Genomic DNA, 9,630 nt, shown 5'->3' with positions numbered 1-9,630 from the left:
TGATTACCTACTCAATTCTCCTCAACTTTTTCTCGACTTTTTCAGCAAACCCTAAATAGGTATATCTTGGAGACGTTCCCCCCAAACGTCTCTACCAAGGAAACCTCAAAGCTTGAACTGTTCTAAATGACTGCGGGGATTATAGGTACGGATAGCCCGAATTTTTTCATAATATTCTCGCTCTTGGGCGCTGAGGTCTTTTGAAGGCACAATCGCTACCTTCACCAACTGATCAGTACGTCCACCCTTAGTTAAAGGCCAGCCCTTACCCCGCAACCGCAAAGATTGACCAGAACGCACACCCGCCGGTAACTTCACATTCACAGAACCATCCGGTGTAGGAACATCAATAGAAGCGCCCAAAGTGGCTTCATCTGGAGTAATAGGAACTTCACACACCAGGTTATCCCCTTCAAATTGGAAAAATGAATGTGGCTGAAGTTCAACTTTTAAATATAAATCACCCCGTTGTTGAGTCATGGGGTTTAATTGACCTTTACCCCTTACCCGTAGGCGAGTACCAGTTTTAGCCCCAGATGGGATACTCACTTCAATAGTTTCATTACCTAAACTAAAGCGCTTTTTCACACCACCAAACGCCTCAGCAAAATTTAAGGAAATTGACGCTTCCGAATCTTGCACCCCACTCGTACCGACATCTTGAAACCCAAAATCATTGAAGCCGCCATAACCACTGGGTTGACCAGTAGAAGTACGATAAGAATAGCTTTGTCGCCCACCACGAGGGCTAGGGCCACCAAACCGCCCTAATAACTCGTTGACAAATTCATCAAAACTGCCGTATTGACTGAAATCAAAACCACCCATATCGACACCAGCACCGCCGGAGGGGAAACCTTCGCCAGCTTGTTTCCAGTATTGACCAAATTGATCATACTTTTTACGCTTATCAACATCTGACAAAACTTCGTAGGCTTCATTTACTTCTTTAAAGTTAGCCTCAGCATCCTTGTTATTGGGGTTAACATCAGGGTGATACTTACGAGCTAATTTACGAAAAGCTTGTTTAATTTCTTCTGGAGTGGCAGTTTTACTAATTCCCAAAATTGCGTAATAGTCCTTGAAGTCGGTTGCAGCCATCTACCAGCCTCCTATAAAAATTTCTGTTATGTTTTTTTCGTAAAATGTGATTTGAGTTTTTTGCTGGATAAAATTCCCAAGCATAAGAAACTCTGATTTTAAATTAACAGACATTACAGCAATTCAAGTGTGGTTCCCTCTGACTGCACCGGCGCAATTTCCGTACTCCCTTTTTTCGGGAAAACAAATCAGCTTGTCAATTCCTTCTTCTAGGGTAGGGGGTGCATCCCGGAGTTGACGATGCATTCGCAAGATGATTTCTTGGGGAACTTGGCGCTGACGCTTTTGATTCCGTGCTAAACACAGCCAAACAGGAGTTCTCACCCACAAAGCTGTAATGTGTGTAAAACCGATCTCGCGGGTTAAGGCGATAATTTCACGGCGTTGTCTTCTTTGGGCATTAGTAGCATCAAAAATTACGGTTTGCTGTGCTGCTACTGCTTGCTGAAATTGCCTTTCTATTTCTCGCCAAATCAGCAGCCAAGGCCCCTGAGTTGCTTCTGAACCAAAAAGCTGCCCCCGAATAGCATCCGTTGAAATTAGGTGCATTTGGGGGCATTCTGCGACTAATTGTTGCGCCAAAGTTGATTTACCGCTACCAGGCAGACCAATTAGTAAAAATAGTTGTGTCACTTGTCCTGTATCCGTTGTCAATGGTTAATTTAGTATTGATAACTAAAAAATGACCAATGACTCATGACCAATGACTAAATTATAGTTCCGTCAGGAATTACGGCATTTTTCAGGACAACAACAATACCACTACGGATATAGAAGCCTTGATTTTCTCGTTCTGCTTCTTGCACGTTATCTTTATTGATAATCTTGACATCATGACCAATTCGTGCATTTTTATCCACAATGGCACGGCGAATCAAAGTATCCGCACCAATACCTACAGGAATGTCGCCTTTTTCTAAGGTGCCTTGACGTTCTACGAAGGGTTGGTAAAAGTCGGCTCCCATCAGTAGAGATTCTTCGATTACACAACCAGCTTCAATGCGCGATCGCACTCCCAAAACTGAATGCTGAATCCGACAATCTTTTAAAATACAACCTTCCCCCACAATGGATTCTGTGACATGACAACTTAAAAGTTTACTGGGTGGTAGATACCGGGCGCGTGTATAAATTGGTGCTTTTTCATCGTAAAAACTAAAAGGCGGTAAAGGTTGTTTAGTTAAAGCTAAATTCGCGTGATAAAAAGCTTCAATTGTCCCAATGTCTTCCCAGTAATCATCAAATAAGTAAGCTTGGACATTGTAATCCTTACTGGCATCAGGAATAATTTCTTTACCGAAATCGGTACTTTCTAAAGATTCCTTCAACAACTTGATTAAAACATCTTTTTTAAAGACATAAATCCCCATTGAGGCGATATATGGCTGTAATTTCGCTTGTTCTGGTGATAATCCCAGCACACTGGTATCAACCTGCATCCGTTCTAATTCCGCGCCTTTGGGCTTTTCGCTAAAGTCAATCACCCTTCCAGACTTGTCTATTTTCATTAAACCAAAATCTGAAGCCCGGCTTTGATCTATAGGGATAACCGAAAGGGTAATATCAGCCCCCGTTTCCCGATGGCGTTGGATAAACTCGCGGTAATCCATGCGGTACAGGTGATCTCCTGAGAGAATTAAATACTCATCCGCATCCCATTCATTTAACAACCAGAGGTACTGACGGACAGCATCAGCTGTACCTTGGAACCAGTTGGGGTTTTCTGGAGTTTGCTGTGCAGCTAATATCTCCACAAACCCTTCATTAAAGCCGGTAAAATTATAGGTACGGGCTATATGGCGATTCAGGGAGGCTGAGTTAAACTGTGTCAGCACATAAATTTTGTATATCTCAGAATTGATGCAATTACTGACGGGGATATCTATTAAACGGTACTTTCCTGCTACTGGTACGGCTGGTTTAGCACGTAGTTTCGTTAGCGGATACAGACGAGTACCCGCGCCACCACCAAGAATGATTGCTAATACTTTTTTCACAAAATTTCTCCCAACGGCCTTTCAACTCTCACCTTCAGTTTAGGACTGTCTGAGACTACTGGTAAGGGGGGATCAAAGATTCCTGATTAATCCACCGGAAAAAATCTTCCTGATAATGGATGACTTCCTAAAGTAAATGTTGCAATTTTTACTAAAATGCTAATCATACCAGCAATAGTTATGATAACTCAGTAGGTAGTAAACAACCCTGAATATAAGAGTTGCCGATTATTCTGGAGTGTAAACTAACTATTAGTGTTTTTGGAAACATTGAAATATTGTTGTACTTAGATAATTTGTACAACTTCTGAAACTGCAAATTACTATCCCATAATCAAAATATCAAATTTTTCCTTTGTGATTACCTATCTTTTTATATAGTTATGTGAGAAGCAAAAATACTAATGATCATCAAAAATTTAATAAATTAATTTATGGAAATTCAAACACCAGACTGGGTTAAACACGCTGTTTTTTACCAAATATTTCCAGATCGTTTTGCTAAAAGCCCAAAACCCCACAAACGACTGTTACATGATGCGCCTTGGGAAGATTGGGACGCTATGCCTACACTCCAAGGTTACAAAGGCGGCGATTTATGGGGCATAATTGAGCAGTTAGACTATCTTCAGGATTTAGGCATTAACGCTATTTACTTTACTCCCATTTTTCAATCAGCCAGTAATCACCGCTATCACACCCACGATTATTATCAGGTTGATCCATTGCTGGGGGGTAATCAGGCTTTTGGGGAATTTCTAGCAGCAGCCCATGAACGGAATATTAAAGTTGTGCTGGATGGGGTATTTAATCACGCGAGTCGGGGCTTTTTCTTTTTCCACGATATTTTAGAAAATGGCCCTCATTCTCCTTGGGTGAATTGGTTCAAAATTACAGATTGGCCGCTTGCGCCTTATACGGGAGATTTACCAGCAAATTATCAAGGTTGGGCGGGTAATCGGGCTTTGCCTGTTTTGAATCATGATAACCCGGAAGTGCGGGAATATATTATGGAAATTGGCGAGTATTGGCTAAAATTTGGCATTGATGGTTGGCGGTTAGATGTGCCGTTTGAGGTGAAAACACCAGGGTTTTGGCAAGAGTTCCGCGATCGCATCAAAGCCATTAATCCCCAAGCCTATATAGTAGGGGAAGTGTGGGGAGATTCCCGTGAATGGTTAGATGGTACGCAATTTGATGGCGTGATGAATTACTTATTTACTGGGCCGACAATTGCCTTTACCGCAGGCGATCGCGTAGTCTTAGAACAAGTCGAAAACCGCGACTATCAAACCTCCCCAGCTTTATCTGCTGCCGAATATGCCGTTAAAATGCAGGAATTACTGCAACTGTACCCCTGGGAAATTCAACTCACCCAACTCAATTTACTCGCAAGTCACGATACAGCCAGATTAATCACCATAGCTGACGGCGATCAAGCTACTGTGGAATTAGCAACTTTACTGTTACTCACCTTTCCCGGTGCGCCTAGTATTTACTATGGTGATGAAGTGGGTTTACCTGGGGGGATAGATCCTGACTGTCGCCGTGGTTTTCCCTCACCAGCTAAGTGGAATCACGAATTACTGAACATTCACCGCCAATTAATTACACTCCGCCACAAACATCCAGCTTTGCGTACAGGAAATTACCAAGTTCTTTTCGCCCAGGGAGAACTGTATATTTTTACTCGGACTTTAGGAACAGAAGAATTAATTATTGCCGTAAACAGTGATACATCCACAGCCATAGCCAGCATAGATGCAGCCAGTTTGCATACTCAACCCCACTGTATTTTATATGGTGCTGGGGAATACGAGTGGTGTAATCAGCAGCTTTCCTTAACTCTTCCCCCACGCAGTGGCTGTATTTTGGGTTAAAATCCCACCATTACGGGGATTAATACTCAATCCAATTTAATTAATCAAGAATTTTATGCTCAAAAAACAGATTAAAAAAGTTTTGCAGGCTTATGGATACACCCTGTACAATACCAACAAAATGCCTTTTGGCTGTGATCTAAAACAAGATATAGCTAGGCTCTCACCTGATTTGACCCTGGAGACAATTTTTGATGTCGGAGCTAATAAAGGACAAAGTACCCTGGGTTATCGTCAGAAATTTCCCGAAGCCAAGATTTTTGCTTTTGAACCAGTTAGTCAAACCTTTGAAGTTTTAAAAGCGAATGTTGGTGTTGATCCTCATGTTTATTGCTTCAATTTAGCATTGGGCGAAGAAAGCAAGCAAGAGCAGATGTTAGTCCAAGGCACATCTGGTTCTAACTCAATTTCTCATGTTAGTAAGGTTAATTCTCAAGCAGCGTCAGCTTTCGAGACAGTAAATATAATGACATTAGATCAGTTTATGGCAGAAGACGACCATAAAATTAATCAGATTGATCTCTTGAAAATAGATACAGAAGGCTATGAGTGTCAAGTTTTAAGAGGTGCAGAAGCGACTTTACGATCTGAGAAAATTTTCTACATTTCCATAGAAGTGACTTTTCGCCAGCAAGATAACCATCATACTCAGTTTTCTACAATTAGTGAGATGCTGGCAGACTATAATTTCAATTTTGTCGGATTATACGACGTATATCCCTATTGGGGAGGCGGCAATGCCGTTGATTATTGTAATGCTCTATTTAAACGCTGGGAAAAAGGTAAAAATTTAAAACTTTGGGAACGATAGTCAGGTTCAGACAGGATAGTTATATTTCTATGCTGTTGTATATCCCAAAACGTGAGAAACTGATTGCTAAAATCCACAGCATTAAACTGTAAGTGCTGCTAAACTGGGGGATGACCTCATGAACCAGTAAATATGCTAAAGCGTTCCAAGTTCGAGACTACCCAGTCTCAAATCATGCACCGTTCCGAAGAATTAATTAGTGCAGCTTCCAATCGCTACCGCATTACAGTTCAGGTGGCAAACCGCGCTAAACGTCGCCGTTATGAAGACTTTGATAATCCATCAGAAGATGTGATGATGAAGCCAGTGCTGAGGGCAATTATCGAAATGTCTGATGAACTGACTCAACCAGAAATCATTGGCGAATTATAGTTTGATACAGGTGAGGATGAGCAAAAATTTATCGTTCATTCAGCCCCGACTCCAGTTTAGACAGACACTCACTGCTTTTTTGGTGGTGGGTGTACTCGTTTTGAGTTCCGGGTTAAGTAAATTACAACTTGCTACCGCCCAAAGAATCAGCCCTGGAAACGTTTGGCAGCAAGTATATCAGCAATTACCAGACCTACCCCAAGAAAATCAGTACATTAGTAGCAGCACTGGTAAAATTGCCGCAGACAACACTTTAGTCAGTCGCTTAATTACATATCACATTTATCGCAAAGGACGCGCCCCTAACTATCGCCTAGATTGGAAACTCACCCTAGCCGATTACTTAGACGCAAATGAAATCATGTATCATAACTCCTATCCTGGTCATGATACCTTAAGGCAAAATCCCTTAGATGGCGATCGCACCGTCATAGCCAACCTCACCCGCGAACAAAGAAACGCCCTCGTGCAAGTATTAACAGATATCTTCAATCCCACCCCTCAGAACACCCAAACACCCAGGCGCGACACCACACCCAGCACACCCCAGTTACCCCAAAGAGGCGGTGCTGAACTTCTGAAATAAAAAACCTCCTTGCGCCTCTCTGCGTTTAACATGAAACAAATCAAAAGTGGAACCGGTTGGAGAATTGGCTGGAAACCCAACGCGCCCAAATTCAAAGGATTAGTAGGAACAGAAGATTGGGCAATAGAATTAACAGAAGCCGAGTTAAATGATTTTTGCCGACTACTTGCACAGTTAGCAGACACCATGAAACAACTTGCAGCCGAACTCATGGATGAAGAGAAAATAGCCTGTGAAGCCGAAAGTGACCTATTATGGATGGAAGTAGAAGGCTATCCTCAAGCCTATAGCTTGCGCCTGATATTGAATACAGGCAGGAGTGTAGAAGGTAAATGGGAAGCCGCCGCAGTACCAGAATTATTGCAAGCAGCTGGGATGCTAAAAGTTTTTTGAATCAACCCCTTGATTATTCCAGAACTTTGCAGTATAATGATAATTCTGACCGGGGCGTAGCGCAGCTTGGTAGCGCGCCACTTTGGGGTAGTGGAGGTCGTGGGTTCGAATCCCGCCGCTCCGATAGACAAAAGACCCTACCTGCTAATCTTTAAGTCAAGGATTAGCGGGTTTTTCAATTTTCAGGACTTTAGCTAATATATAGCTGGGGAGTAGGGAGTATGGGGGGAAAGAGGCAGGGATGCAGGGTGCAGGGGGGAAAAATTCCTAATTCCTAATTCCCAGTCCCCAATACCCACCTATTGCTTTTTATCTCATCCTTTTTTTATGGGACTCCTACGGTAGCAGCTTGATTCATTTGGCATTGAGTACATAAGCCAAAAAATTCCAGGGTGTGGTAAAAAATTTTAAACTTATGACTAGATTGCAATTCGTCCTCTAGGTTATGAACTGGGCATTGATTAATGGGAATAGACAGACCACACTGAAGACAGGTGAGATGGTGTTTGTCTTGTTGGGCTAAGTTATAGAGGGCTTCGCCGTTAGCTAAGGTTCTAACCTGTACCATACCTTCTAGTTTTAAGGCTTCTAAGGAACGGTAAACTGTCGCTAAACCCATGCTTTGATTGCGATTACGTAATTCCACGTAAATATCTTGGGCAGAAATGCCTTGTTTAATGATTTTTAGCAGGCTTAAAATCCGCTCTTGACTGCGGGTGTGTATGGCTCTCATAGACAATTATTTAAATTCACCACTGTAGTAGAAGCTGTGATACTGGCTAAGTTTTTGATTAACTGTATTAGCTTCATAATCTTATTTTCACTCAGTTGGGACAGAAAGTTATAGTATAGCGATCGCAGCATTCAGCAAAAAGCCTGTGCAAAGGAAGTATATCGCTAAAATTTTCGTCACTCTTCGTCCTTCAGTGTTAGACCCTGCTGGTGTAGCTGTGCAATCCGGTCTTCAGCAACTGGGATACAACAATGTTGAACAGGTGCGGATTGGTAAGTACATTCAACTAACCATCACTTCGACCGAAGAGACTAAAGCGCGCCAAGACCTCGAACGTATTTGTGATCAAATGCTAGCAAATCCGGTGATTGAAAATTATCGCTTTGATTTGATAGAGGTGGAAACACAAACGGGAGTCATTTAACCAGACTTGGGGAATGAGGGAAAAAGGAATCATCTTAATTCCCCACTCCCCACTCCCTACTCCCTACTCCCTACTCAACAATGACTAAATCATGAAATTTGGAGTTTTAGTTTTTCCGGGTTCTAATTGTGATCGAGATGTAGCTTATGTTACCAGAGAATTGCTGGGTCAACAGACTCGGATGGTTTGGCATCAAGAAACAGATATTGCTGATTTAGATGTCATTATTGTCCCTGGTGGTTTTAGTTACGGAGATTATTTGCGTTGTGGTGCGATCGCTCGCTTCTCACCCGTTATGCAGCAGGTAATTCACCATGCTAAACAAGGTAAGCTTGTTCTCGGTATTTGTAATGGTTTTCAGGTATTAACTGAAACTGGACTTTTGCCGGGAGTATTAACTAGAAATCGGGATTTGCATTTTATATGCGATCGCGTTCCCCTGCAAGTTGAGCGTAACGATACCCATTGGACTCAAGGCTACACAAAAGGTGAAACTATCACTTTACCCATTGCTCACGGCGAAGGTCGATTTTACGCTGACCCAGCCACTTTATCAGCCATTGAAGATCATGGGCAAGTTCTCTTCCGCTATGCAGGAGGAAATCCCAACGGTTCAGTGAACAACATCGCTGGTATTTGCAATCGAGAAGGCAATGTTTTAGGGATGATGCCCCATCCAGAAAGAGCTTCAGATGCCTCCTTGGGCTGTACTGATGGCTTGAGGCTATTTCAAGGTTTATTAGCCCAAATAGCAGCCTTGGCGTAGGCTGAGATGTTCTTAGTTTTGAGCAAAGAATCAGGGGTGCAGGTTTTCTGTACCCTTGTATTTTCTTTATAGCAACAGCTAAGGAGGTGAGGATATATGAATTTATTTCACGCAGAGGCGCATACTTCGACTTCGCTCAGTAAGCAAAGGCGCAGAGAGGAAGAGAAGTTTGGGATTTTACGTTGGGTTAGTAGCAAGAAATTTACCAATGTTATGGAAGTATTCATTCTTTAAGCATCTGGGAAATTTAGATATGACAAATACAGTTTGACTATGTTTACACATTAAGAAATCTTCTGAAGTCGGATAAAATTCAACGTCTGTTATTTTCTGGGTGATTGTTCTCCAATAATATTCATATCCCTTTCCATAAAACACAACTGCTTTAGGTTGATGTTCTTTGATTTTCTCACTAATTTGATTAATGCGTTTTTCTAGACAATGCTTTTCATACTGATTTCTGTCGGCTAAATAATTCAGCCGAGAATGATCTTTGTATATCCAATGAGCGAGCAGGGTTAGCGCGTCTCAAACCCTATTGACAGTGGGATTCTAGGAGAGGATTGA

General features: G+C 42.1%; 11 protein-coding genes and 1 tRNA gene. 8 read left to right on the top strand and 4 right to left on the bottom strand.

What is annotated here, in order from left to right:
* Nucleotides 1-105: 105 nt before the first annotated feature.
* From ACM0OP_RS22655 to ACM0OP_RS22645, 3 genes are all read right to left on the bottom strand, one after another.
* Nucleotides 106-1,101, bottom strand: coding sequence for a DnaJ C-terminal domain-containing protein (locus ACM0OP_RS22655; RefSeq protein ID WP_414530669.1), 996 nt, complete (start codon nucleotides 1,099-1,101; stop codon nucleotides 106-108).
* A gap of 123 nt (nucleotides 1,102-1,224) precedes the next feature.
* Nucleotides 1,225-1,734 carry an AAA family ATPase gene (locus tag ACM0OP_RS22650; RefSeq protein WP_414530668.1) on the bottom strand — a complete coding sequence of 170 codons (510 nt, stop codon included), beginning with the start codon at nucleotides 1,732-1,734 and terminating at the stop codon, nucleotides 1,225-1,227.
* 74 nt (nucleotides 1,735-1,808) lie between these two features.
* Nucleotides 1,809-3,098: a glucose-1-phosphate adenylyltransferase gene (locus tag ACM0OP_RS22645; protein WP_414530667.1), complete on the bottom strand. Its 1,290-nt coding sequence runs from the start codon at nucleotides 3,096-3,098 to the stop codon at nucleotides 1,809-1,811.
* Between the two features lie 434 nt (nucleotides 3,099-3,532).
* On the opposite strand from ACM0OP_RS22645, the gene ACM0OP_RS22640 reads away from it, so the two are divergent.
* From ACM0OP_RS22640 to ACM0OP_RS22615, 6 genes are all read left to right on the top strand, one after another.
* Nucleotides 3,533-4,978 (top strand): glycoside hydrolase family 13 protein, encoded by a 1,446-nt coding sequence (locus tag ACM0OP_RS22640; protein ID WP_414530666.1) that lies wholly within the window; start codon nucleotides 3,533-3,535, stop codon nucleotides 4,976-4,978.
* Between the two features lie 55 nt (nucleotides 4,979-5,033).
* Nucleotides 5,034-5,789 (top strand): FkbM family methyltransferase, encoded by a 756-nt coding sequence (locus ACM0OP_RS22635; protein WP_414530665.1) that lies wholly within the window; start codon nucleotides 5,034-5,036, stop codon nucleotides 5,787-5,789.
* A 132-nt stretch (nucleotides 5,790-5,921) separates the two neighbouring features.
* A complete protein-coding gene (locus ACM0OP_RS22630) occupies nucleotides 5,922-6,161 on the top strand; it encodes a DNA-directed RNA polymerase subunit omega (protein ID WP_323194959.1) in 240 nt (79 codons plus the stop codon).
* A gap of 16 nt (nucleotides 6,162-6,177) precedes the next feature.
* Nucleotides 6,178-6,747: a hypothetical protein gene (locus ACM0OP_RS22625; RefSeq protein ID WP_414530664.1), complete on the top strand. Its 570-nt coding sequence runs from the start codon at nucleotides 6,178-6,180 to the stop codon at nucleotides 6,745-6,747.
* Nucleotides 6,748-6,777: 30 nt separating this feature from the next.
* On the top strand, nucleotides 6,778-7,140 hold the full coding sequence (locus tag ACM0OP_RS22620) for a DUF1818 family protein (RefSeq protein WP_414530663.1): 363 nt from the start codon (nucleotides 6,778-6,780) through the stop codon (nucleotides 7,138-7,140).
* Nucleotides 7,141-7,190: 50 nt separating this feature from the next.
* Nucleotides 7,191-7,264: transfer RNA gene (locus ACM0OP_RS22615), tRNA-Pro, on the top strand.
* 201 nt (nucleotides 7,265-7,465) lie between these two features.
* On the opposite strand, the gene ACM0OP_RS22610 is transcribed toward ACM0OP_RS22615, so the two are convergent.
* Nucleotides 7,466-7,873: a Fur family transcriptional regulator gene (locus ACM0OP_RS22610; protein WP_414530662.1), complete on the bottom strand. Its 408-nt coding sequence runs from the start codon at nucleotides 7,871-7,873 to the stop codon at nucleotides 7,466-7,468.
* A gap of 145 nt (nucleotides 7,874-8,018) precedes the next feature.
* Here ACM0OP_RS22610 and purS point away from each other — a divergent pair, with 145 nt between their 5' ends.
* Nucleotides 8,019-8,297: a phosphoribosylformylglycinamidine synthase subunit PurS gene (gene purS / locus ACM0OP_RS22605; RefSeq protein ID WP_414530661.1), complete on the top strand. Its 279-nt coding sequence runs from the start codon at nucleotides 8,019-8,021 to the stop codon at nucleotides 8,295-8,297.
* Nucleotides 8,298-8,388: 91 nt separating this feature from the next.
* Nucleotides 8,389-9,063: a phosphoribosylformylglycinamidine synthase subunit PurQ gene (gene purQ, locus ACM0OP_RS22600; RefSeq protein ID WP_414530660.1), complete on the top strand. Its 675-nt coding sequence runs from the start codon at nucleotides 8,389-8,391 to the stop codon at nucleotides 9,061-9,063.
* The last annotated feature ends 567 nt before the right edge of the window (nucleotides 9,064-9,630 follow it).

The organism is Nodularia chucula CCY0103 (assembly GCF_963923915.1).
Taxonomy (GTDB): domain Bacteria; phylum Cyanobacteriota; class Cyanobacteriia; order Cyanobacteriales; family Nostocaceae; genus Nodularia; species Nodularia chucula.
This window is presented reverse-complemented; position numbering and strand designations above follow the sequence as displayed.

Excerpts from the sequence above, each read along its gene's own strand:
- ACM0OP_RS22655 (WP_414530669.1), bottom strand. The coding sequence starts at position 1,101 with ATGGCTGCAACCGACTTCAAGGACTATTACGCAATTTTGGGAATTAGT.
- ACM0OP_RS22640 (WP_414530666.1), top strand. The coding sequence starts at position 3,533 with ATGGAAATTCAAACACCAGACTGGGTTAAACACGCTGTTTTTTACCAA.
- ACM0OP_RS22635 (WP_414530665.1), top strand. The coding sequence starts at position 5,034 with ATGCTCAAAAAACAGATTAAAAAAGTTTTGCAGGCTTATGGATACACC.
- ACM0OP_RS22630 (WP_323194959.1), top strand. The coding sequence starts at position 5,922 with ATGCTAAAGCGTTCCAAGTTCGAGACTACCCAGTCTCAAATCATGCAC.
- ACM0OP_RS22625 (WP_414530664.1), top strand. The coding sequence starts at position 6,178 with ATGAGCAAAAATTTATCGTTCATTCAGCCCCGACTCCAGTTTAGACAG.
- ACM0OP_RS22620 (WP_414530663.1), top strand. The coding sequence starts at position 6,778 with ATGAAACAAATCAAAAGTGGAACCGGTTGGAGAATTGGCTGGAAACCC.
- ACM0OP_RS22610 (WP_414530662.1), bottom strand. The coding sequence starts at position 7,873 with ATGAGAGCCATACACACCCGCAGTCAAGAGCGGATTTTAAGCCTGCTA.
- purQ (WP_414530660.1), top strand. The coding sequence starts at position 8,389 with ATGAAATTTGGAGTTTTAGTTTTTCCGGGTTCTAATTGTGATCGAGAT.